At 61.0% G+C, this 24,678-nt stretch carries 18 protein-coding genes; 9 read left to right on the top strand and 9 right to left on the bottom strand.

All coding sequences use genetic code 11. The features are described from left to right. Positions 1-101: 101 nt before the first annotated feature. Positions 102-728, bottom strand: a complete 627-nt coding sequence (gene ycaC / locus ACRC4F_RS20615) for an isochorismate family cysteine hydrolase YcaC (RefSeq protein WP_138968269.1) — start codon at positions 726-728, stop codon at positions 102-104. A gap of 126 nt (positions 729-854) precedes the next feature. Then, positions 855-1,721: a pirin family protein gene (locus ACRC4F_RS20620; protein WP_438661000.1), complete on the bottom strand. Its 867-nt coding sequence runs from the start codon at positions 1,719-1,721 to the stop codon at positions 855-857. Between the two features lie 104 nt (positions 1,722-1,825). Between ACRC4F_RS20620 and ACRC4F_RS20625 the strand changes: the two genes are divergently transcribed. The 3 genes from ACRC4F_RS20625 (at position 1,826) to dkgB (ending at position 4,415) form a co-directional block, all read left to right on the top strand. Beyond that, a complete protein-coding gene (locus tag ACRC4F_RS20625; RefSeq protein ID WP_438661001.1) occupies positions 1,826-2,734 on the top strand; it encodes a LysR substrate-binding domain-containing protein in 909 nt (302 codons plus the stop codon). Positions 2,735-2,829: 95 nt separating this feature from the next. Then, complete coding sequence (locus ACRC4F_RS20630) at positions 2,830-3,369, top strand: PaaI family thioesterase (protein ID WP_438661002.1); 540 nt, start codon at positions 2,830-2,832, stop codon at positions 3,367-3,369. 242 nt (positions 3,370-3,611) lie between these two features. Beyond that, on the top strand, positions 3,612-4,415 hold the full coding sequence (gene dkgB / locus ACRC4F_RS20635; protein WP_438661003.1) for a 2,5-didehydrogluconate reductase DkgB: 804 nt from the start codon (positions 3,612-3,614) through the stop codon (positions 4,413-4,415). On the opposite strand, the gene ACRC4F_RS20640 is transcribed toward dkgB, so the two are convergent. The 6 genes from ACRC4F_RS20640 to ACRC4F_RS20665 all read right to left on the bottom strand — a co-directional run bounded on the left by ACRC4F_RS20640 (position 4,412) and on the right by ACRC4F_RS20665 (position 14,085). Continuing rightward, positions 4,412-7,639 carry an ATP-binding protein gene (locus ACRC4F_RS20640; protein WP_438661004.1) on the bottom strand — a complete coding sequence of 1,076 codons (3,228 nt, stop codon included), beginning with the start codon at positions 7,637-7,639 and terminating at the stop codon, positions 4,412-4,414. The two genes, dkgB and ACRC4F_RS20640, sit on opposite strands and share 4 nt — an antisense overlap. Further along, positions 7,640-8,260: a response regulator gene (locus ACRC4F_RS20645; RefSeq protein ID WP_438661005.1), complete on the bottom strand. Its 621-nt coding sequence runs from the start codon at positions 8,258-8,260 to the stop codon at positions 7,640-7,642. Between the two features lie 142 nt (positions 8,261-8,402). Further along, entirely contained in the window at positions 8,403-8,813 is a 411-nt protein-coding gene (locus ACRC4F_RS20650; protein WP_438661006.1) for a response regulator, read from the bottom strand. A 102-nt stretch (positions 8,814-8,915) separates the two neighbouring features. After that, positions 8,916-11,618 (bottom strand): magnesium-translocating P-type ATPase, encoded by a 2,703-nt coding sequence (gene mgtA, locus ACRC4F_RS20655; protein ID WP_438661007.1) that lies wholly within the window; start codon positions 11,616-11,618, stop codon positions 8,916-8,918. A gap of 524 nt (positions 11,619-12,142) precedes the next feature. Next, positions 12,143-13,480 carry a lysine N(6)-hydroxylase/L-ornithine N(5)-oxygenase family protein gene (locus ACRC4F_RS20660; protein ID WP_438661008.1) on the bottom strand — a complete coding sequence of 446 codons (1,338 nt, stop codon included), beginning with the start codon at positions 13,478-13,480 and terminating at the stop codon, positions 12,143-12,145. A 122-nt stretch (positions 13,481-13,602) separates the two neighbouring features. Then, a complete protein-coding gene (locus tag ACRC4F_RS20665; RefSeq protein ID WP_131059844.1) occupies positions 13,603-14,085 on the bottom strand; it encodes a sigma-70 family RNA polymerase sigma factor in 483 nt (160 codons plus the stop codon). A 321-nt stretch (positions 14,086-14,406) separates the two neighbouring features. On the opposite strand from ACRC4F_RS20665, the gene ACRC4F_RS20670 reads away from it, so the two are divergent. Genes ACRC4F_RS20670 through ACRC4F_RS20680 form a run of 3 tightly spaced genes read left to right on the top strand, consistent with a single transcriptional unit; the run spans position 14,407 to position 18,955 of the window. After that, positions 14,407-15,579 (top strand): efflux RND transporter periplasmic adaptor subunit, encoded by a 1,173-nt coding sequence (locus ACRC4F_RS20670; protein ID WP_438661009.1) that lies wholly within the window; start codon positions 14,407-14,409, stop codon positions 15,577-15,579. Then, positions 15,580-17,553 (top strand): MacB family efflux pump subunit, encoded by a 1,974-nt coding sequence (locus tag ACRC4F_RS20675; protein WP_438661010.1) that lies wholly within the window; start codon positions 15,580-15,582, stop codon positions 17,551-17,553. A gap of 7 nt (positions 17,554-17,560) precedes the next feature. Further along, entirely contained in the window at positions 17,561-18,955 is a 1,395-nt protein-coding gene (locus ACRC4F_RS20680) for an efflux transporter outer membrane subunit (RefSeq protein WP_438661011.1), read from the top strand. Positions 18,956-19,097: 142 nt separating this feature from the next. On the opposite strand, the gene pvdP is transcribed toward ACRC4F_RS20680, so the two are convergent. Continuing rightward, positions 19,098-20,726, bottom strand: coding sequence for a pyoverdine maturation tyrosinase PvdP (gene pvdP, locus ACRC4F_RS20685; RefSeq protein ID WP_438661012.1), 1,629 nt, complete (start codon positions 20,724-20,726; stop codon positions 19,098-19,100). Positions 20,727-20,978: 252 nt separating this feature from the next. On the opposite strand from pvdP, the gene pvdM reads away from it, so the two are divergent. From pvdM to pvdO, 3 genes are all read left to right on the top strand, one after another. Further along, positions 20,979-22,328 (top strand): pyoverdine-tailoring dipeptidase-like protein PvdM, encoded by a 1,350-nt coding sequence (gene pvdM, locus ACRC4F_RS20690; protein ID WP_438661013.1) that lies wholly within the window; start codon positions 20,979-20,981, stop codon positions 22,326-22,328. A 28-nt stretch (positions 22,329-22,356) separates the two neighbouring features. Next, a complete protein-coding gene (gene pvdN, locus ACRC4F_RS20695) occupies positions 22,357-23,637 on the top strand; it encodes a pyoverdine-tailoring periplasmic protein PvdN (protein ID WP_438661014.1) in 1,281 nt (426 codons plus the stop codon). A 137-nt stretch (positions 23,638-23,774) separates the two neighbouring features. Next, on the top strand, positions 23,775-24,653 hold the full coding sequence (gene pvdO, locus ACRC4F_RS20700; protein WP_438661015.1) for a dihydropyoverdine dehydrogenase: 879 nt from the start codon (positions 23,775-23,777) through the stop codon (positions 24,651-24,653). The last annotated feature ends 25 nt before the right edge of the window (positions 24,654-24,678 follow it).

The following is a 24,678-nucleotide window of genomic DNA, read 5'->3' on the forward strand; positions in this document are numbered from 1 at the left end:
CCGGCTTGCTGGCGATGGCGGTCTGACACTCACTGAAATGTTGACTGCTCTACCGCTATCGCCACCAAGCCGGCTCCTACAGGGGTGATGTGTGTCAGTGATTATTTGCTGTTGGTCAGCGCGTTGTAGCTGGTAAACAGGTTGCGGTAGTCCGGGATGTGGTTGGAGAACAAAGTGCCCAGGCCTTCCACGTCGTTGCGCCAGTCACGGTGCAACTCACAGGCCAGGCCGAACCACGTCATCAATTGCGCGCCGGAGGATGACATGCGGTCCCAGGCCGATTGACGGGTCAGTTCGTTGAAGGTGCCCGACGCGTCGGTCACCACGAACACATCGAAACCTTCAGCCAGGGCCGACAGTGCCGGGAAAGCCACGCAGACCTCAGTCACCACGCCAGCGATAATCAGCTGTTTCTTGCCGGTCGCCTTGATTGCCTTGACGAAGTCTTCGTTGTCCCAGGCATTGATCTGGCCGGGACGGGCAATGTACGGCGCGTCCGGGAACAGCGCCTTGAGCTCGGGTACCAGCGGGCCGTTCGGGCCGGTTTCAAAACTGGTGGTGAGGATGGTTGGCAGCTTGAAGTACTTGGCCAGGTCAGCCAGGGCCAGCACGTTGTTCTTGAAACGATCGGGCTCGATGTCGCGCACCAGGGAAAGCAGGCCCGCCTGATGGTCCACCAACAGAACGGCGGCGTTATCCTTGTCGAGACGTTTGTAAGAAGTAGTCATGGGAGTAATCCTCGCTTTTATCGATGCCGAACGGGCCGGCTTGAATGAATCCTGATGTGAGTTAAAACGCGGCCGGGCAAGGGTAGCCCCCGAGGTCCGGCACGCCAGTGCAGTACAACAATGTGTTCAACCGTTCATCCGACCGAACCGGCCTGACTGGAAGTCAGCAAAGGCCTGATGAATCTCTTGCTCGCTGTTCATCACGAACGGGCCGTGGCCGACAATCGGTTCGTCGATCGGCTCGCCGCTGAGCAGCAACACCACCGCGTCGTTATTGGCTTCCAGGCTGAGCTGATGACCATTGCGCTCGAACAACGCCAACTGTCCTTCGCGCACCAGTTCCAGGCCATTGACCTGAACCGTACCGCGCAGCACCACCAGCGCGGTGTTGCGACCTTCGTGCAGATCCAGGGTCAACGACTTGCCACCGTTGAGGCGCAGATCCCAGACGTCAATCGGCGTGAACGTGTGCGCCGGACCGGTGTGGCCATCAAATTCGCCAGCGATCAGGCGCAGGCTGCCGGCCTTGTCCTTGAGCGGGATGCTCGGGATGTCGCCATCGAGAATCGTCTGGTAACCGGCATCGGCCATCTTGTCCCTGGCCGGCAGGTTGACCCACAGCTGAACCATCTCCAGGGTACCGCCGCTCTTGGCGAACCCTTCGGAGTGGAACTCTTCATGGAGAATCCCCGACGCCGCGGTCATCCATTGCACATCGCCAGGGCCAATCTTGCCGCCGCTGCCGGTGGAATCGCGGTGCTCCAGTTCGCCCTTGTAAACGATAGTCACGGTTTCGAACCCGCGATGCGGATGCTGACCAACGCCACGACGTTCGGTGGTCGGGGTGAATTCGGCAGGACCGGCATGATCGAGCAGCAAAAACGGGCTGATGTGTTTGCCCAGGTTGTCGTAGGAAAACAGCGTACGAACCGGAAAACCGTCGCCGACCCAATGGGTCCGTGGGCTGGTGTAGATACCGATGATGTTTTTCATCCTGCCTCCAAATTCGTTGTGTGACGCGATGGATAAAGCTTAAAACCGCAGCGTTCGATGCACTAGACTGCAAAAATCAGTCTTAGCGTTCTATCTGGAGAACGATGGTGGAAGACCTCAACACCCTTTACTACTTCACCCAAGTGGTCGAACACGGTGGTTTCGCCCCGGCCGGGCGGGCGCTGGACATGCCAAAGTCCAAGCTCAGCCGGCGCATTGCCGAGCTCGAAGACCGCCTCGGTGTGCGGCTGTTGCACCGCACCAGCCGACACTGTTCGCTGACCGAAATCGGCCAGGCGTATTACCAGCGCTGCCTGGCCATGCGCGTGGAAGCGGAAAGCGCTGCCGAGCTCATTGAACGCAACCGCTCCGAGCCGCAAGGGCTGGTGCGCATCAGTTGCCCGACGGCGCTGCTCAACTCCTGGGTGGGGCCGATGCTGACCCGCTACATGCTCAAGTACCCGTTGGTGGAGTTGTTCATCGAGAGCACCAACCGCCGGGTCGACCTGATTCACGAAGGGTTCGACATCGCCCTGCGGGTGCGCTTTCCACCGCTGGAAAACACCGACATGGTGATGAAGGTGCTGGGCAACAGTACGCAGTGCCTGGTGGGCAGCCCGGCCTTTTGCGAACGCCTGTCGTCACCTGCTTCCCCGGCCGACCTCAGCGGTTTGCCGAGCCTGCACTGGGGCGCGGCGCAGCGCGAATATCAGTGGGAATTGTTTGGCGCCGATGGCGCCAGCGCGATGATTCGACACGCGCCGCGCATGGTCACCGATGACCTGTTGGCCTTGCGCCACGCCGTGCTCGCCGGGATCGGCGTTGCGCACCTGCCGAGCGTGGTAGTGCGCGATGACATAGCGGCCGGGCGATTGGTTGAACTGGTGCCGGGCTGGGCACCGAAATGCGGAATCGTGCACGCGATCTTTCCGTCGCGTCGTGGGCTGCTGCCATCGGTCAGAGCGTTGATCGACTTTCTGGGCGAGGAGTTCAGCCTCAGTGACATCGCTTGATCACTCGACACGCGGGGCTGGCGGAGTTTTTATTTCGGACATAATATCGATCCGGATTACAACCATAATATCCGCTCCCGCCTGAGGACATCATCATGCAAAGCCCCAACCGCGACGCCACACTCGCCCAATGGATCGCCCAGGAACAGGCCATGCGCTCGCGTCTGGCCGGGCCGGGCAGTTTGTCCATGGCCGAGGTCAGCGCGCTGTCGCCCGCCGAGTTTTTCGAGGGGATTGGCGACGGTGTATTGCCTTCACCGCCCATCGGCGCCTTGATGGATTTCATCCCTATCGAATGGTCGGCCGGGCTGTTCATTTTTCAGGGCACACCGGATTCGCGGCATTACAACCCGCTGGGTAGCGTGCATGGCGGCTATGCGGCGACCTTGCTGGATTCGTGCATGGGCTGCGCGATCCACACCCAGCTGAAGAAGGGTCAGGGGTATACGACGCTGGATTTGCGCATCAGCTATGTGCGCGCGTTGACCGGTGCCAGCGGACCGGTGCGGGCCGAGGGTAAAATCGTCCATTTGGGCCGTTCCACTGCGCTGGCCGAGGGGCGGATTTATGATGTGGATGGGCGGTTGTATGCGACCGGGTCAACCACTTGCATGATTCTTGAGGCTCGGGGGTAAGCGTCAAGACCGAGTCGCCACCATCGCGAGCAGGCTCGCTCCCACAGGGGATCTGTGGGGTACGCAAATACAATGTGGGAGCGAGCTTGCTCGCGATGACGCCCGACCGGACACCAACAATCCCCAGGCTGACGCCGATTCATGACTTGCGGTAAACATTGCTTTGCCCATCCAGCGGTTTTTCCCAGGGAGGCAGGCGGGGATACTCGTGCCCATTCCCACTGCAACCCCTGGAGTCATTCATGTCTATTCCCGCATTCGGTCTCGGTACTTTTCGCTTGCAAGGCCAGGTGGTCATCGATTCGGTGAGCACCGGCCTCGCTCTGGGCTACCGGGCAATCGACACCGCGCAAATCTACGAAAACGAAGCCGAGGTCGGTGAGGCCATTGCCGCCAGTGGTATCGCCCGTGAAGAGTTGTTCATCACCAGCAAAATCTGGGTCGCCAACTTCGCCAGGGATCGGTTGATCGACAGCCTCAAAGAGAGCCTGCGCAAACTGCAGACCGATTACCTGGACCTGACGCTGATCCACTGGCCATCCCCGGAAGATCAAGTGCCGGTCGAGGAGTTCATGGGGGCCTTGCTCGAAGCCAAGCGACTGGGCCTGACCCGGCAGATCGGCGTCTCCAACTTCACCGTCGAACTGATGCAACAGGCGATTGCCGCGGTCGGTGCCGGGACCATCGCCACCAACCAGATCGAACTGCACCCGTACCTGCAAAATCGCAAGGTCGTCGAGTTTGCTCAGCGTCACGGCATCCAGATCACCTCCTACATGACCCTGGCCTACGGCGAGGTATTGAAAGATCCGGTCATCCAGCAAATCGCCGACCGTCTGCAGGCAACGCCGGCCCAAGTCACGCTGGCCTGGGCCATGCAGTTGGGTTACGCGGTCATCCCCTCCTCCACCAAACGCGTCAACCTGCAAAGCAATATGCACGCCTGTGCGCTCAAGTTGAGCGAAGCTGATATGGCGTTGATCGAAAGCCTGGATCGCGGCCATCGACTGACCAGCCCGAAAGGCATCGCGCCGCACTGGGATTAAGCGTCAACCCTGTCCAGGCTCTGATCGAGAAGTTGCATGGCGCGTTGCAATTGTTCGACGGCGTCGTCGATCGATGCTGCAAGACCCTCGCCGCAGGCACGCTCCAGCGCCTCACAACATTCGATCAGCCGCCTCGCCCGAACCATGCGCGCAGCGCCCTTGATGCGGTGCGCCAGTTCTTGCAACCCCGGGCGATTGTTCCCGGCGTGTGCTTGAAGCAGACGTTCACGGTCATCCCGATTGCTCACTGCCAGTTCGTGCAGCAATTGATTGATCAACATCCGGTCTTCACCGACGTATTGCTCCAGCTCGCTCAAGTCGATCTCGGACGAGGGGGGGTGGCCGGTTTCCGTCCTTTCGAATTTGCTGGCCAGCCAGCTATTCAAATCCGCCAGCAAGATGGGTTTGAACAGGCAATCGTCCATGCCTGCTTCCAGGCACCGGACTTTTTCCTCAGGCTGCGCGTTGGCAGTGAAGCCCAGAATCAGCGTCGGCGGCAAGCCGTGCGCGCGCTCTTCATCGCGTATCGCGCCGGTTAACTCATAACCGCTGACATTCGGCATATTGCAGTCCGTGATGACAATGTCGAACTCGTTTGCACGCCACAATTGCAACGCGTTCTCGCCATCCTCGGCCTCCAGTACGCGATGCCCCAGATAGCTCAACTGACTGGCGAGCAACAGGCGATTGGCCGGGTAATCGTCAACCACCAGAATGGTCAGTGGTTGCGTGGGGCCCTGCAATCCGCCATCCACAGATTCACAGAGAGGCAGCGGTTTCAACGCCGTCAGCGAAAGACTGATGTCGACCTGCGAGCCTCGTCCCAGGACGCTGCTGAGCACCAGCCGGCCACCCATCATTTCGCACAACGTGCGGCTGATTACCAGCCCCAGCCCGGACCCCTTGCGGGCGGACTGCTGGCTGTTACCGGCCTGGACGAACGGGCGGAACAACCGCTGCCGGTCCTCTGCGCTGATGCCTATGCCGCTGTCTTCAATCTGCACATTGACTGCCAGATGCCCCGCCAAACCGGGTACCACACTCAGCGTCAGACTCACCTCGCCTTCACGGGTGAACTTGATCGCGTTGCTCAACAGGTTGGAGAGCACCTGTTTGAAACGCGTGGGATCGATCAGTACATCACGATCACTGCCTGCGCCCAGATCGACGCGCCACGCCAGGTTTTTCTCCCGTGCCAGCCCTTCGAACACGCGGCAAACCGACGTCACCAGCGCATGCAGATTGACGCGCTCGGGGATCAGCGAAAGATGGCCGGATTCGATGCGGGCAATGTCCAGGATATCGCCGATCAGCGCCAGTAATTGCTTCGCAGCCGTGGACGCGACTTCAAGGGCCGTACGGTCAGCCACGCCCTCTTCTGCCCGCTTCAAGGCCATTTCCAGGAAGCCGATCAAGGCATTCATCGGTGTGCGGATTTCATGGCTCATGGTCGCCAGAAACGTGGTTTTTGCGCGGTTGGCATCGTCCGCCGCGTCCTTGGCCTCCTGCAACAGCTGCATCCACTGCTGGCGCTGGCGGATCTGCCGACGTTGCCAGGCGATCCAGGCCAGGGCCAGCAGCAACAAGGCCCCGGCCGCGGCAAACGCCTGCAAAATGCCTTGGCGATGACGCAGCCAATAACTGTCATCGACCACCACATCGTTGCTCCAGCGGGCCACTAATGCGTCCATCTCATCGGGCGAAATGCTCAGCAACGCCTTGTTCAGAATCGACTGCAACTCCCGCGACTCAGGCCCGGTGGCCAGGCTGATGCGCGCTGGCTTATCGCCTACGGTACTGGTGATGTGCAACTGCCCACGGTAGTACCGGGCAATCAGATAACGGGTGATGAACAATGAACTGAGCGCGGCATCGGCTTGCCCTTTGCTCACCAGCTCAAGCCCCTGCGCCGGGTTTTGCACATCCACCATTCGCACGCCCGGCACGCGAGCCTGAATGAATGCACGCATCGGATGCTTGTGATAAATCGCCAGGCGTTTGCCCGGCAGATCGTCCAGCGTCTTTGGGCTACCTGGGGTTGTTGCACTCACCAGCGTGTATGGATTGGTCACATAGGACCTGGTAAAGAGCAGGCCGCCTGCACCCACGGTATCGGGGAATATGGCGGGCAAGACGTCGATCTCGCCGGTTTTGAGTCGCTGGACCTGCTGGTCCAGGGATTGGCCTCGCAGCACGTTGAAACTCAAGCCGGTGCGCTGGCTGATCAACGCCAACAATTGCGCCGTCAACCCGCTGAAGCGGCCCTCCGCGGTGTAGAGCATCAAAGGCGCAAAGTCTTCTACCGCTCCCACGTTCACTGTCGGATACCGATTGAGCCAGCGCTGTTCACTCTCACTCAGACTCACCCGCTGCTGTCCCGCTACTTTGGCCCTGCCGGCGCTCCAGCGCTGCTCGATGATCGTGCGCTGATCCATGGGGATCGCGGCCAACGCCTTGTCGACGAGGTCCATCAACGGCAGATTGTCCCGCGCCAGTGCGTAGCCAAACGGATTCGCGTCGAGACCGGACGGCCCCATCAGCTGAACGTAATTGAGGTAGTTGTTGTTGATCAGGTAATTGGCGCTGATCAGGTCCCCGAGGTACACATCATCCTGCCCATACGCCACCGCCCCGAGCGCATCGAGCGCCGATGGATACCGTTGCAGACTGGCCTGGGGATAGAACGCCGCAACGGTCTGCGCCGGCAAGTAGTCTTCGGCCATGGCAATTCGCTTGCCTGCCAGATTCTCGGGCATGCGCTCGTCCAGTCGCGTGACGATCATGGGCTGATCTTCAGCGTAGGCACTGGACAGGATCAGTTCGGGGTCGGCCGCTTCGAAATTGTTCGAGGTTCCGAGCAGATCCAGCTCGCCGTACTTGAGAGCCTCCATGGCCGCTTCCCGGGTGACATAACGCAGCACCTCGATCCGCACGTTCAGCAGTTGCGCGACCAGCGCAGAGTAATCGGCGGTAATGCCTTCCAGCTCATCGTGATTGCGCGTGACCTCGAACGGCGGGTAGTCCGGGCCGCTCACCCCGAGACGCAAGACACGCTTGTCGCGCAGCCATTGGCGGTCCTTTTGATCCAGGTGGATCTCGTAGCCCTCCACCGCGGAACGCCCCAGCAGCTGCAAGCGCTCAGGCTCGTCGGGGATCGCAGCCGACGCTGTTGCCACGAGGCACACCATGAGGATCAGCAGCAAGGCACGCACAGTCGGGCGCACTCAGATCAGGTGATTGCGTTTGGCGAAATCGCGCAAGTGCACACCAGAGCTCAACCCGAGTTTTTCAATCAAACGGGTCTTGTAGGTGCTCACGGTCTTGTGGCTCAGGTGCATGAGCTCTGCGATCTCTTTGTTTTTAGTACCCCGGGCCAGGTACTGCAGAATGGTCAGTTCGCGGTTGGAGAGTTTGTCGATCATCTGCTTTTCGCTGTGTTGCAGCGTATCCAGCGACCCGGTGGGCAGCTGTGCGAAATAGGTATAGCGCGCCATGACGGCTTGCACGGCTTTGTGCAAATGGTTCAGATCGTTGGTCTTTGAGACATACCCCAAAGCCCCCGCGCGCATGCAGCGCTCTTGAAAAAACAGCGGATCCAGGGAAGTGAACACCAGCACCACACACATCCAGTCATTTACTTTTATTCGCTCCAGCAGATCCAGGCCGTTACCGCCAGGCATGACCAGATCCAATATGACCAGGGCGATTGCATGCTCACGCAGTAACACCAACGCCTCGCCAACGTTGGCCGCTTCATAAATCAGTTTGAAACCTTCTCGTTCAAGGACAATTTTGACTGCGGCGCGAATCACCGGATGATCGTCGACAATCAGCACTGACTTCATGGCAATCCTCTGTGCAAAGACTTGACGAACACCCGTCCGAAAACACCAGGGCACACGCAGTGGCCATGCCAAGACTGTTGCATGAGGAAAAGGCAGAATCTACCTGTCAGAAATGACAGTTCAGACGAACGGTCAGCGGCAATCAACTGACGTACCGCTGATAGCGCTCCCGGGACGATGAATCAACGATCGTCATCAATGTCTGGATGCACTGCAGATCAGGCAGCGCCGCATGGCTGACCTGAATCTTCTGTTGTTCGCAGACCGGAATCAGCGGTAACTGTACCCGTTGACCGTCGAAAATCAGCGCGTGGCGAACCTGCCGGTTATCGAGGAAGTAACCGAACACATCCAGTTCGCCTGCCGCCAGCGCGGCATTGACGACCACCAGGTCGAACGGCTCGCACCCGTACTCGATCAGGGTCAGCATCGGCGCAAGGCTCTGCACCGGCGCCACCCGGTAATAGCCGAGCTGATTGAATAGCCGCTCGATGATCATGCGGTGAAAGTGCTGCTCGTCGGCGATCAGGATGCGCAAGGCTTTATTCGGCATCGTAGCCTCATGTGTGAATAGCTGATTTTGGAGCGGCGAGGCTACGGGAGGCGCACAGATGTTTCTGTAGGACTTTTCCGAAATAACCGCAGCCTCCGGGAATTACTGCCAACCGAACCGGCGAATGTAAAAACCCTTCACCGCTTGGGTCAGCCCCATATACGCCAGCAGAATCACCGGCAGGAACACGAAATACAGCGACGGCAGCGCCTGCAATTTGAAGTAGTGGGCCAACGGCCCCATCGGCAGGAAGATCCCGACGGCCATGATGACCCCGGTCATGATCAACAATGGCATCGCCGCGCGGCTTTGCAGGAACGGGATCTTCGGCGTGCGGATCATGTGCACGATCAACGTCTGGGTCAGCAGCCCGACCACGAACCAGCCGGACTGGAACAGGGTTTGATGGTCCGGGGTGTTCGCGTCGAACACGTACCACATCAGGGCAAACGTGGTGATGTCGAAGAGTGAACTGATCGGCCCGAAGAACAGCATGAAGCGCCCGACGTCGGCGGGTTGCCAGCGCTGTGGTTTGGCGAGCATTTCTTCATCGACGTTATCGAACGGGATGGCGATCTGCGAAATGTCGTAGAGCAGGTTCTGCACCAGCAGGTGCATCGGCAGCATCGGCAGGAACGGGATGAACGCGCTCGCCACCAGCACCGAGAACACGTTGCCGAAGTTCGAGCTGGCGGTCATTTTGATGTACTTGAGCATGTTGGCGAAGGTCCGGCGCCCTTCCAGCACGCCCTCTTCCAGCACCATCAGGCTCTTCTCCAGGAGGATGATGTCGGCCGCTTCCTTGGCGATGTCCACGGCGCTGTCCACCGAGATACCAATATCGGCGGTGCGCAACGCTGGCGCGTCGTTGATGCCGTCGCCCATGAAACCGACCACGTGGCCGTTGCCCTTGAGCAAACGCACGATGCGTTCCTTGTGCGACGGCGTCAGTTTGGCAAAGACATTGGTGGTCTCGACCGCCACCGCCAGTTGCGCGTCGCTCATGCGCTCGATGTCGTTGCCCAGCAACAGCCCTTGTTGGTCCAGGCCGACTTCGCGGCAGATCTTCGCGGTCACCAGTTCGTTGTCGCCGGTCAGCACTTTCACCGCAACGCCGTGAGCGGCCAGCGCCTTCAGCGCCGGTGCGGTGCTCTCTTTCGGTGGATCGAGGAAGGCGACGTAGCCGATCAACGTCAGCGCCTGTTCATCCGCCAGGCTGTAGGTGTCACGGCCCTCGATCATGGGGCGCGCGGCGACGGCGACCACCCGCAGGCCTTCGGCATTGAAGGCAGCCGTGACCTGGCGAATCCGCGCCAGCAACTCATCGCTCAGTGCTTCGTCAACCACACCGTGACGCACTCGCGTGCACACCGCCAACACTTCCTCCACCGCGCCTTTGCAGATCAGCAGATGCGGCTGATCGTGCCCGGCGACCACCACCGACATGCGTCGGCGGGTGAAGTCGAACGGAATTTCATCGACCTTGCGAAACGCCGTGCCGACTTTCAGTTCACGGTGGATTTCCACGTGTTCCAGCACCGCCACGTCCAGCAGGTTTTTCAGGCCGGTCTGGTAGTAGCTGTTGAGGTAGGCCATTTCCAGCACATCGTCGGAGTCATTGCCCCAGACGTCGACATTGCGCGCGAGGAAGATTTTGTCCTGGGTCAGGGTGCCGGTCTTGTCGGTGCACAGCACGTCCATGGCGCCGAAGTTCTGGATCGCGTCGAGGCGCTTGACGATGACTTTTTTACGCGACAGAAACACCGCGCCTTTGGCCAGGGTCGAGGTGACGATCATCGGCAGCATTTCCGGGGTCAGGCCCACGGCAATCGACAGCGCGAACAGCAGGGCTTCGGTCCAGTCGCCTTTGGTGAAACCGTTGATGAACAACACCAGCGGCGCCATGACGAACATGAAGCGGATCAACAGCCAGCTGATTTTGTTGACCCCGGTCTGAAACGAGGTCGGTGCGCGATCGGTAGCGCCGACCCGCTGGGCCAGGGCACCAAAATAGGTGTTGTTGCCGGTAGTGAGAATCACCGCCATCGCCGTGCCGGACACCACGTTGGTGCCCATGAACAGAATGTTGTCGAGGTCCAGCGGATTGTGGGTATCGCCGTTCTGCTGGCGCGGGAATTTTTCCACCGGCATCGACTCGCCGGTCATTGCGGCCTGGCTGACGAACAGGTCCTTGGCACTGAGCACCCGGCAATCGGCAGGGATCATGTCGCCGGCCGAGAGCACGATCAGATCGCCCGGCACCAATTGCTTGATCGGCAGTTCGCAACGTGGCGCCTCCCGGCGCAGCACCGTGGCGGTGTTGCTGACCATTGCCTTGAGCGCGTCGGCGGCCTGGTTGGATCTGCTTTCCTGCCAGAAGCGCAACAAGGTCGAGAGCACCACCATCGAGAAAATCACGATGGCGGCTTTCATGTCCTCGGTCAGCCAGGAGATCACCGCGAGCAAGGTCAGCAGCAGGTTGAACGGGTTTTTGTAGCAATGCCACAGGTGAGTCCACCACGGCAATGGCTGTTCATGCTCGACTTCGTTGAGGCCGAATTGCTCGCGCAGAATATCGGCTTCACGTTCACTCAAACCGTCGGTGTGGCTGCTGAGTTGCTCCAGCAATGGGCCGGTGTCGCTGTTGGCAGCCGTGACCAGGGTTTGCGCCAGCGTCGGCGGTACCTCACGGCTGACCGTGGTGTCGGTGAAGCTCTCCAGCAGCGCCAGCCGGCGAAAGTGCCGGCCGATGTGACGGGTGCGCAGGAATCCGGCGAAGAATTCCTTGAGCAGGGTAAGGTTCATGGCGTTGCCCCCCAGGGTCAGCCGGGAGACCTTCGAGCAGGCGTGTCGAGTCGCTGCGATGGCGACAGGCACGTCGAACATCACACACGGTAAAGCGTCGATGAGAGGGTGGTCGGGATACGGCCCAGGTGTGGCCGCGATCGGGATTTCCGCTGCTCGCTTTGCGGCGAGACAACGGCACGACAGGCTGCGCGTTATCTTGCCGGGAAGGTGCCGGTTATCGAAACCGGCCGACTACTGTCACTCGAACAAGTACCCACTGAGGGTCTCCGCTATTGATGAAAACGCGCGAAGCTTACGCCCCGATTTCTGGAGAGTAAACGAAGGAACGGTGGGCGGCGAGGGAATTGCCGGGTTCTTCAGGAAGGGTTCAGCTTTCAGGTTTTGTGCTGTTCTTTAGGGCCTCATCGCGAGCAGGCTCGCTCCCACAGTGGATCTCCAGTGAACACAGATTTAGTGGAAGACAGAGATCAAATGTGGGAGCGAGCCTGCTCGCGATGGCGGTTTAACAGACGCCGAAAATCTTAGCTGGCAGTGGCCAACAACAAATCCACCACCGACCGGCTATGCCCACGGTGCTTGCCATGGTCATACAACGACCCGGCAATCTCATCCGCCCGAATCGGCAGGATCGACAACAGCGTGTCGCTCAAACCATGGCTCGCCTGGCAGAAGCCCTGCATATAGATGCCGACCTTGCAGCGTTCGTCAGTGATCAGCTTGTAGTTGCGATCGACTTCGAAATCACCGAGGTATTGCTCCAGCGGCGCCAGCAGTTTGCGGTGCATCTGGCGCTCGTAACCAGTGGCCAATACCACGGCATCGTAGAGACGAACCGAAACTTCACCGGTGGCATTGTTGCGCACCGCCAGTTCGATGCCACGCTCGGTGGCGGTGGCTTTCTCGATCGTGGTCAGCGTACGGAACGCATGGCGTGCGATGCCCGAGACTTTCTGGCGATAGAAGATGCCGTAGATGCGTTCGATCAGGTCGATGTCCACCACCGAATAGTTGGTGTTGTGGTACTCGTTGACCAGGCGCTCACGTTCGCTGCTCGCCTGCTGGAACACCAGGTCGGTGAACTCCGGCGAGAACACTTCGTTGACGAACGGGCTGTCATCCGCCGGCTTCAGCGCCGAGCCCCGCAGGATCATGTCCACCTGCACCGACGGGAAGCTGTCGTTCAAATCGATGAAGGCCTCCGCCGCGCTTTGGCCGCCACCGATGATCGCGATGCTCATCGGCTGATTGTTCACGCACGGCTGCCTGGCCATCTGCGCCAGGTACTGCGAGTGGTGGAACACGCGACCGTCATCCTTGAGCGCCTTGAACGCTTCGGGAATGCGCGGCGTACCGCCGGTACTGACCACCACCGAACGGGTGGTGCGTACATGTTGATGGCCGGTGGCGTCGCGAGAGATCACCCGCAGCGCTTCGACCTGATGGTTGTGCAGCACCGGCTCGATGGTCAGCACTTCTTCGCCGTAGCGGCTCTGGGCTTCAAACTGGCCGGCGACCCAGCGCAGGTAGTCGTTGTACTCCATGCGGCACGGATAGAACGTGCCGAGGTTGATGAAGTCCACCAGGCGACCGTGATGCTTGAGGTAGTTGACGAACGAATACGGGCTGGTCGGATTGCGCAGGGTCACCAGGTCTTTGAGGAAGGAAATCTGCAGCTCGCTCTGGGTCGACAGGGTGTTGCCGTGCCAGCTGTAGTTGGGCTGCTTGTCGAGAAACAGAACATCCAGTTCGCCCTGGCTCGGCCCGCGTTCTTGCAGAGCGATAGCCAGTGCCAGGTTCGAAGGGCCGAAACCGACGCCGATCAGGTCGTGAACGATGGGCGATGCAATTGCCTGTGTCATTTCCAGTGTCCTCTGGATGAACCCCTCAACAAGGGGAATAAGCCTAAGTGACCTGATGCAAGACAGCAGGTCGTCTGTTGAGTAGGAACGAGGACAATGAAAAAAAATTTAGAGGGAGGGGATCAATGGGCGTCCCACTGCCGCATCCGCACGCGGCAATGTTTCATGGCGTTGACGATGTGCTTCTCTACCAGCGCGCGCGAGATGCCGAGTTGCTCGGCAATTTCCGGGTGCGACAGGCCATCGATCTTGCGCAGCAAAAAACTTTCGCGACACAGCCGCGGCAATTCCGCCAACGCACGCTGGAGCATTTCCAGGCGCTGGCCGTGGTCCAGGCAGTTGTGCGGGGATGGCGTGAAGTAGCGCTCTTCGTTGTCGAGCACGTCCAGCGACTCGACCTGGCGCAAGGCATTGCGCCGATGATCGTCGATCACCAGGTTCAGCGCGGTGCGATAAAGGAAGGCCCGAGGCTGCTCGATCGGCGTGTCACTGGATCGCTCCAGCACCCGCAGATAAGCGTCATGCACCACATCTTCGGCCACCTGACGGTTGCCTAGCTTGGCGTTCAGGAAACACACCAGCTCGCGATAGTAGTTTTCCAACATGACTCCCGGCCGCACAGGGTGCGGTTTCTGTCCTTGAGCCACCTCGGCGACCGCCGAAATAGGCAGTGGCAAGATGGTGGCAGTTCAAGCCGCGTAATTTATAGTAATTCTCATATAGATTTAAAGTACTGGTTTGACTTACCCGATAAATAGTCGTGTGCTACACCTGTAACCCTATGTGTCTGCGCCTAAATTCCCCGCTACTTTCCTCGTTTACAGGACAGCTCCCCGTGTCTGTCGGCTCCCCGACAGCGTTCGGCTGTCGCCGGTTTATGTGCGCAGGTTGAACGACGGGCCGATATCCATTGGCCGGAACCCTGCATGAAACGTCCCCGACAGACCCGACGCGCCCTGCTTGTAGCACTTTGTCTGATCCCCGTTATCGCCGTCGCCACCTGGCAAGTGATCCCGCCTGGCCGGGACCAATTCGCCACCGTGCAAGTCAGCCGTGGTGACATTGAAAGCAGCGTCACCGCGCTGGGCACCCTGCAACCCCGGCGTTATGTGGACGTAGGCGCCCAGGCATCCGGGCAAATCCAGAAGATTCACGTGGAAGTCGGCGACGTGGTCAAGGAAGGCCAGTTGCTGGTGGAGATCGATCCGTCCACCCAACAGGCCAAGCTCGACGCCGGACGCTTCTCCATCGAGAACCTCAAGGCGCAGCTTCAGGAACAACAGGCACTGCACGAGCTGGCCCGGCAGAAATACCAGCGCCAGCAGAACCTCAAGGCCGGCGGCGCGACCCGCGAAGAAGACGTGCAAACCGCTCACGCTGAACTGCGCGCCACCCAGGCCCGCATCGACATGTTCCAGGCGCAGATCCGCCAAGCCCAGGCCAGCCTGCGCAGCGATCAGGCCGAACTCGGTTACACGCGCATTTACGCGCCGATGTCCGGCACCGTGGTCGCCCTCGACGCCCGAGAAGGCCAGACCCTCAACGCCCAACAGCAGACACCGCTGATCCTGCGCATCGCCAAGTTGTCGCCGATGACCGTGTGGGCTGAAGTGTCGGAAGCCGACATCGGTCACGTCAAACCCGGCATGACCGCCCGCTTCACCACCCTCAGCGGTGGCAATCGGCGCTGGAGCAGTACCGTGCGGCAAATTCTGCCGGTGCCGCCCAAGCCGCTGGACCAGACCAGCCAGGGCGGCGGCAGCCCGGCCAGTTCGAGCAAAAGCGGCAGTGCCCGCGTGGTGCTGTATACGGTGCTGCTGGACGTCGATAACACCGATAACGCATTGATGGCGGAAATGACCACCCAGGTGTTCTTTGTTTCGGATCAGGCGAAAAACACCCTGACCGCGCCTATCGCGGCGTTGCAGGCCGGCACTGAAGCCAATGTTCAAAGCGCGAGGGTTGTCGCCAAAAACGGCAGCATCCAGCAGCGCGAGGTGCGCACTGGCATCAGCGATCGCCTGCGGGTGCAGATCCTCGACGGCTTGCAGGAAGGCGATCACCTGTTGATCGGCCCAGCCGACGGGAGTGGCGGCTGAATGCAGACGCCTCTGATCGACCTGCAGGACATCCGTAAAGCCTACGGCGGCGGCGATTCACCGGAAGTTCACGTGTTGCGCGGCATCGACCTGTCGATCCACGCCGGGGAATTCGTGGCAATTGTCGGTGCCTCCGGTTCCGGCAAATCGACGCTGATGAACATCCTCGGCTGCCTCGACCGCCCGACATCGGGCGAATACCGTTTCGCCGGGCAAAACGTCGCCGCCCTCGACAGCGACGAGCTGGCCTGGCTGCGCCGCGAAGCCTTCGGTTTTGTGTTCCAGGGTTATCACCTGATCCCGTCCGGCTCGGCCCAGGAAAACGTCGAGATGCCGGCCATTTACGCCGGCACCCCGGCCGCCGAACGCCACGCCCGTGCCGCCGCCCTGCTCGACCGTCTCGGCCTCGCTTCGCGCACCGGCAACCGTCCGCATCAACTGTCTGGCGGCCAGCAACAACGGGTATCCATCGCCCGCGCCTTGATGAACGGCGGCCACATCATCCTCGCCGACGAACCCACCGGCGCCCTCGACAGCCACAGCGGCGCCGAGGTCATGACCCTGCTCGATGAACTGGCGAGCCAGGGCCACGTGGTGATCCTCATCACCCACGACCGCGAAGTCGCGGCCCGGGCCAAACGCATCATCGAAATCCGTGACGGGCTGATCATCAGCGACAGCGCCCACGACAACCCTGAAGCGCAGACGTCGGCCAACCCCGGCGCACTGCAAGCGGTGGACTTGCGCAAGCGCTTGACCGATGGCGCGCAAGCCACCGGCGCGTGGAAAGGCGAACTGATCGACGCCGTTCAAGCGGCATGGCGGGTGATGTGGATCAACCGCTTTCGAACGGCGTTGACGCTGCTCGGCATCGTCATCGGCGTGGCGTCGGTGGGGGTGATGCTCGCTGTGGGTGAAGGCAGCAAGCGCCAGGTGATGGCGCAAATGGGCGCCTTCGGCTCGAACATCATTTACCTCAGCGGCTCATCGCCGAACCCACGCACGCCGCTGGGCATCGTCACTCTGGATGACGTCGCTGCGGTGGGCAGCCTGCCGCAGGTGACGCGGATCATGCCGGTAAACGGCCAGGAAGCTGGAGTGCGCTTCGGTAACCTCGACCACTTGAGCTACGTCGGCGGCAACGACACCAATTTCCCGGCCATCTTCAACTGGCCGGTGGTGCAAGGCAGCTATTTCACCCAGGACGATGAACGCAACGCTGCGGCCGTCGCCGTGATCGGCCACAAGGTGCGGACCAAGTTGCTCAAGGACGTGGCCAACCCGATCGGCCAGTACATCCTGATCGAGAACGTGCCGTTCCAGGTGGTCGGCGTGCTCGCGGAAAAAGGCGCCAGCTCCGGCGACTCCGACAGCGACGACCGTATCGCCATTCCGTACTCCGCCGCGAGTGTGCGGCTGTTCGGCACCCATAATCCCGAGTACGTGGCCATCGCCGCCGCTGACGCACGCAAGGTCAAGGAGACCGAAATCGCCATCGAGCAATTGATGCTGCGCCTGCACAACGGCAAGAAGGATTTCGAACTGACCAACAACGCCGCGATGATCCAGGCCGAAGCGCGCACACAGAACACTCTGTCGCTGATGCTGGGCTCGATTGCCGCGATTTCGCTGTTGGTCGGTGGCATCGGCGTCATGAACATCATGCTCATGACGGTGCGCGAGCGGACGCGCGAGATTGGTATCCGCATGGCCACCGGCGCTCGTCAGCGCGACATCCTCCGACAGTTCCTGACGGAAGCGGTGATGCTGTCGGTGGTCGGCGGGCTCGCCGGGATCGCCCTCGCATTGATCGTCGGCGGCGTACTGATCCTCAGCGAAGTCGCCGTTGCGTTCTCTTTGATAGCGGTGCTCGGCGCCTTCGGCTGCGCCTTGGTCACCGGTGTTGTCTTCGGCTTCATGCCGGCCCGCAAAGCTGCCCGACTCGACCCGGTCACGGCCCTTACCAGTGAATAATCTCTCCATGAAGCCGCAACTGAGTTTACTGACCCTCTGCCTGCTGCTCGGCGCCTGTGGCACGCCCGTCCAGCGCCCGGACAGCGGCATTGCCCCGCCCTCCTCCTGGCAATCGCCGCACATGCAAAGCGCCACCCGCAGCAATCTGCAATGGTGGACGCAGTTCGGCAGCCCGCAGCTGGATCAACTGATCGAACAGGCACGGGTCGGCAGCTACGACCTGGCCGCCGCCATCGCGCGGGTGCGCCAGGCGCAGGCTGAAACAGTGGTGGCCGGCGGTTCGCTGCTACCCGAAGTCACGGGTGCCCTGAACGCCAATCGGCAAAAACTGCTTCGTGGCAACGGTTACAGCCAGCTCGACGCTGACAGCGACAACAAGGCCGTCGATTACTTCAACGCCAGCCTCAGCGCCAGTTACGAAATCGATTTCTGGGGCGGTCAACGGGCTTCCCGTGACAGCGCGCAATTCGCCTTGCAGGCCAGCGAGTTCGATCAGGCCACCGTGGAATTGACGCTGCTCAGCGGCGTCGCCACGACCTATGCGCAGGCCTTGTCGCTGCGTGAGCAAAGTCGCATCGCCGAGCTGAACCTGGCGAACGCGCAGAACGTGTTGAAACTGGTGCAGACGCGCTTTGACTCAGGCTCGGCAACGGCGCTGGAACTGGCGCAGCAGAAGAGCCTGGTGGCGGCGCAACAACGGCAATTGCCGCTGGTGCAGCAACAGGCGCAGGACGCATTGATCGGTCTGGCCGCCCTGCTCGGCCGGCCGGTTCAGGAACTGGCGCTGGGTCAGGAGCGCTTTGATCAGCTGTCGTGGCCGACCATCGGGGCCGGCGCGCCCAGCGAACTGCTCACCCGTCGCCCGGACATCGCCCGCGCCGAAGCGCAGCTGGCCGCTGCACAAGCCGACGTCACCGTGGCCCGCGCTGCGATGCTGCCGAAGGTGACGCTGAGCGCGGAACTCGGATCGGGCGCGGATCGGGCGGCGGACATGCTGCGCAATCCTTTCTACAACCTCACCGCCGGATTGCTTGCACCGGTCTTCAACAACGGTCGCTTGAGCGCCGAGCGCGATAAAGCCACGGCCCGCCAGGAAGAATTGCTGGAGACTTATCGCGGGGCAATCATCAACGGCTTCGCTGACGTGGAAAAAGCCCTCAACAGCATTCGCGGGCTGGATGCACAGCGCCAGTGGCAAAGCGAGGAACTGAACCAGGCACAGACCGCATTCAACATCGCCCAAAGCCGTTATCAGGCCGGGGCCGAGGATTTGCTGACAGTGCTGGAGACACAGCGCACGTTGTACGCGGCGCAGGATTTGAATGTGCAGCTGCGGTTGTCGCGGTTGCAGGCGAGTATTGCGCTGTACAAGGCGCTGGGGGGCGGGTGGCAGGTTTTGTGATTTGAGTCGCCAGTGAGTCCGCAATCGCGAGCAGGCTCGCTCCCACAGTCGACCGAGCTGTCTGGATGAACGCGGTCAAATGTGGGAGCGAGCCTGCTCCGGGCGGCGTTCCGACGATTGAACGATAACGCGGTATTCCTGATTAGCTGGTAATCGGCTTGGCCTTCAAATGCCGCGCATACCAGGGCCGCTGCGGCACTTTGCGGAACAGCTCCGCCAGTTTCTTCTCGTCTTCGCCAAAGGTGATGCGCAACGCCAGCTTCATGGTTTCCGGGTCCATCTCAACCGACTTGCCCGTCTGCAACCCCGGCGTCGTGCTGCACCCATGAGTGCTCGGCCCCAGCCACGGATCATCCACTTCAACCCAACGCCCCGGCGCAAACCACGCCACGCCGTTGACCTCCAGCCGACTGACCTCCCCCGGATGAAAACGCTCATGCGCACGGAACCAGTCTTCCAGGCGATCATCGATCCAGCCGTGGAAATGCCAGAACACCGGGTTCACGTGGGAGGAAAACGGGTCACCCAGGAAGTCGTTTTCCGGCGCGTACCAGCGCGCGGAGAAGTCTGCCGGATCCCGGGCGAACGGCACTGGCTGGCCATTGGACGGATCACGCGGCACCGAGGCCCAGCGCATGTGCAGCCAGTCGTGCAGCCCCAGTTCAACCTCTGAACCGAACTGCCCCAGGGTGAGTTTCGACAGATAACGCGGATCACGGTAGCGCGACTCCCAGACCTGGAAGTTGCTGTGATACGTCTCGGCCGTCTTGATGTCGCTGACCCATTGCGAATATTCCGTATCGTCGTCGGCCAGCCAGGTCGGTGGCAACGCAGTGCCATCGTGGTTGTCGCAGTAATTGGCGAAGCCGATGCGATCCCTGGCCAGTTCCGGCTGCGGCAATGGAAAGTGCTGCCATGACGGCAAGTCCTGCATCGAACGCGCCGTGCCCAGCATGTGCCGGTGCATGAAGAAAAAGTCCACGCCCGAGCCGTTGCGATCCTTGCGCGCGCCACGGGCATCACGCTCCTTGTCCCTTGGACCGGGCTGCCAGCCAATGCCACGCAAGGCGTTGCGTTTGTCTTCGGACAGGGTGTGCCACTTGTCCCGCGAGGCATGCCAGAGCTGGTGAAACAGCCGATGTTCGGCGGACACCAGCCACGCCAGCAGCGGCGCGTTAAGACCGGCGCGCTCGCGAGCTTCGGGGAACACTCGCTTGACGGCGATGAAGCGGTTGTCCTGCGCAGTCATCATCAGCGGCCGATCAAGGTTCAACACCCGCCCACTGATCGTGCCGCTGCCGGCATTGCCGAAACCGGCCCAGACTTCATCCAGCGACATGCTGAATTCGTAATCCGGCGTGCCGTTGGCGGCGTCGGCACTGATCAGCCGCCAGCTCAACTCGGCAGGTTTGGCTTCCGCCAGATCGCCCAGCACGCGGTAGCGCGGCTCATCGCTGGAGCGCAAACGCTGGGCGGTGTCGAGGAACCCGATCAAGCCGCGCCCTTTGTGGCCGACGTCGAGAAACACTTCCAGCCCGTCCCGAGGCAGTCCTTCGATACCGGCGTCCCGCCCTTCGAAACGAATCTGCCAGACGCCGCGCAAGGTGTTCGCCAAATGCTGGCCGGCGACATCCGCCACATCGAATGAAGCTTCGCCGGGGGTGATCGTCGGATCCGGTTTCGTCCATTCGCGATGCCCATAAAAAGCCGCAGGCACGGCGGCGCCGGTCAGCGCCAGGCCTGCCATGAACCATCGTCGAGAAATCGTCATTGCCCTACCTGTGTCAGCCATGAAGCAGGCTTTATCCAAGCTAGAACGTTTGTTGCCCGCATAAATTTAAAAGCATCGCCAGCAGGCTGGCTCCCACAGGTGATCTGTGTCGCTCACAAATCCCCTGTGGGAGCCAGCCTGCTGGCGATGGGGTCATCAGCCCCACTAAATTTCCAACCGGGCCACTCGTTCTTCCCAGATAGCAAAGGCCCCTGCGCCCGCACCGGGGCGGCGAACCTGACTGAGATGGCAATGACAAAACCACGTTCGAAAAAGGCTCTCTATATCGGCCTGCCGCTAGCCCTGGCGATCAGTGCCGGTGCAGGCGTTGCCGCCTGGGATTACTGGTTCAAAGACAATCCCGGCTACCCGGTCAAGGTGATGAAACAGGCCGATGAGCTGCAAGAGCGCCTCCTCTCCTTCGACAGCCACGTCACCGTCCCGCTGGACTTCGGCACCGCCGGCAATGAAGCCGACAAGGACGGCACCGGCCAATTCGATCTGGTCAAGACCGGCCGCGGTCGCCTGTCCGGTGCGGCTCTGACGATTTTCGGCTGGCCGGAAATCTGGAACGGCGCCAACGCCCCGCATCGCCCCACCGCCGGTTTCGTCGACGAAGCCCGGTTCGAACAGGAAACCCGCTACAAAATCATCAGCACGATGGTTCGCGACTTCCCCAATCAGGTCGCCATCGCCTACACCCCGGACGATTTCCGGCGCCTGCACGGCGAAGGCAAGTTCGCGATTTTCTTGAGCATGCTCAACGCCTATCCACTGGGCAACGATCTGAATGCCCTGGACAAATGGGCTGCTCGTGGCATGCGCATGTTCGGTTTCAGTTACGTGGGCAACAACGCCTGGGCAGACTCATCCCGACCGCTGCCGTTCTTCAACGATTCGCGGGACGCACTGGGTGGCCTGTCGGAGATCGGCAAGCAGGCGGTGCACCGCCTCAACGATCTGGGCGTGATCATCGACGTGTCGCAGATGTCGACCAAGGCGCTGGAGCAAGTCGCCCGGTTGAGCCGCACTCCGATGGTCGCCTCGCATTCGGCACCGCGCGCCCTGGTGGACATCCCGCGCAACCTCAGCGACCAGGAAATGCAGCTGATCAAAAACAGCGGCGGCGTGGTGCAGGTTGTCGGCTTCCCGACCTACATCCGCCCGTTGAGCCAGGCCACTCAGGACAAACTGAACGCCCTGCGCGCACGCTTCGACCTGCAACCGTTGCAAGGTCTGGAGATGGCGCTGATGCCGGGCGATCCGATCATCACCGTCTGGTCTGAACAGCGTTTCGGCGAATACGCCAGCCAGCTCTACGCCATCGTCGACGAAGAACCGAAAGCTACCCTGAAGGACTACGGCGACGCGATCGACTACGCGGTGAAGAAAATCGGTATCGACCACGTCGGCATCAGTTCCGACTTCAACGACGGCGGCGGCCTCGATGGCTGGAAGGATGTCAGCGAAGCCCGCAACGTCACGGCCGAGCTGATCAGTCGCGGCTACAGCGAGGCCGATATCGCCAAGCTCTGGGGCGGGAATTTCCTGCGGGTGTGGGACCAGGTGCAGAAGTCGTCCAGACCGCTAGCGAAAAACTGATTCCTCTTTGCAAAAGCGAACCGAGCTCATGACTAACCGCCGTTCATTCCTCAAGCAGGCCGGTATTCTCGCGGCTGGCCTGCCATTGAGTTCTGCCGTGAATCTGCCGGCGCTGGCTGCCAATCCTGCGCCGCTGCCCAAGGACAAATGGGCGCAATTGCGCTCGTTGTTCGACCAGGATCCGGACTACCTGCACTTCGCCAACTTTCTGGTGACGTCCCACCCTCGCCCGGTGCGTGAGGCGATTGAACGCCACCGCGCCAACCTCGACCGCAACCCTGGCCTGGCGATGGATTGGGACCTGGGTGAAACCGAAAAACGCGAGCAAGAAGTTCGCGTCTGGGCCGGTCGTTATCTCAAGGCCAAGCCTGAGCAGATCGCGCTGACCGGCAGCACCACGGAAGGCCTGTCGCTGATCTACGGCGGCATTCATGTGCGCCCGGATCAGGAAATCCTCACCAGCGAGCACGAACACTACGCCACCAATTACGCCTTGGGTTACCGCCAGCAAAAGGACGGGGTCAAGGTGCGCAAGCTCAAGCTGTTCGAGAACAGCCACAACGTTTCGGCGGATGAAGTGCTGGGCTCGATTGCCAAAGGCATTCGTCCCGAAACCCGCGTACTGGGCATGACCTGGGTGCAGTCCGGCAGTGGCGTAAAACTGCCGATCGGTGAAATCGGCAAACTGGTTGAGGAGCAGAATCGCAACCGCGCGGAAAAGGACCGCATCCTGTATGTGGTCGATGGCGTGCACGGTTTCGGCGTCGACGACCTCGACTTCCCCGACATGCACTGCGACTTTTTCATCGCCGGCACCCACAAATGGATGTTCGGCCCGCGCGGCACCGGGATCATCTGCGCCCGTTCCGCCGAGCTCAAGGATGTGACGCCGACGATTCCGACGTTCTCCGAAGCCACCACCTTCTCGACCATCATGACCCCCGGCGGTTATCACAGCTTTGAACATCGCTGGGCCTTGGACGAAGCGTTCAAGCTGCACCTGGAACTGGGCAAGGCCGAAGTGCAGGCGCGCATCCACACCCTCAACACCTACGCCAAAAACCGGCTGCTGGAACACGCGCAGATCGAACTGGTCACGCCCAAGAGCCCGGACCTGTCGGCCGGCTTCACCTTCTTCCGGATCAAGGGCCGCGACTGCGAAAAAATCGCCGCGCAGTTGATGGAGAACCGCGTGGTCTGCGACTCGGTGGACCGCGACGTCGGCCCGGTGATCCGCATCGCGCCTGGCCTGCTCAACACCGAAGAGCACATCGACCGCTTCATGGCCTTGCTGAGCAAGATCGCCTGATGCAAAACCCTGTGGCGAGGGAGCTTGCTCCCGCTGGGCAGCGAAGCGGCCCCAAAGAAAGGGACTGCTGCGCAGTCCAGCGGGAGCAAGCTCCCTCGCCACAGGGCCCCCCGTTTTCTTTTGAATCGAGACGACAGATGAACCGAGATCTATTGATCGTGCCGCTCAAGGCACTCGCCCTGACCGCCCTCTTCGCCGGTCTACTGCCAACCGCTGCCCAGGCCACCACCGCCCCACAACCCGGCAAAGTGTTCAAGGACTGCCGCGACTGCCCGGAAATGGTCGTGCTGCCCGCCGGCACTTTCACCATGGGCACACCGGACGATGAAGTCGGTCGCGAGCCCGACGAAAGTCCGATGCACGAGGTGACCTTCGCCAAACCGTTCGCCATGAGCCGTTTCCAGGTGACCGCCGGTGAATGGGACAGTTACGTGCGCGAGAGCGGTGTGACCATCGCCAACGGTGATACCCGTCCGGGTCGCGAGTGCGTCGCCAGCAAGCCGCGTTATCCGCAGACCCCGCGCCAGCCTGCGGTGTGCATGAATTTCGATGACGTGAAGAACTACGTCGCCTGGCTCTCGAAAAAGACCGGGCAGAAATACCACATGGTCAGCGAAGCCCAACGCGAATACGCCGCGCGCGGCGGCACCAAAGGGCCGTTCCCCTTCCCGTTCGATGAAGGCAAGGAATACAGCATCAGCAAACACGCCAACACCTACGGGCCGGCGGACGGTTACAGCTACAGCTCGCCGGTCGGCAGCTATGCACCGAACGCGTTTGGCATGTACGACATGCACGGCAATGTCTACGAGTGGGTCGAAGATTGCGAACACCCGAACTACGTCGGCGCGCCCACCGATGGCAGTGCCTGGGTAGAAGCCAATTGCGAAGCGGTGCGCATTCGTGGCAACGACTGGGGCGAAGCGCCAGTGTTCTCCCGCTCCGGCAACCGCAACAGCCAGTACCCGCAAGAGCGTGGCGACTGGATAGGGTTCCGTATCGTGCGTGAGCTCTAAGTCATAACCCTAATCCTGTGGGAGC

Origin of the sequence: Pseudomonas sp. (assembly GCF_051660785.1) — a bacterium.
Lineage (GTDB): Bacteria > Pseudomonadota > Gammaproteobacteria > Pseudomonadales > Pseudomonadaceae > Aquipseudomonas.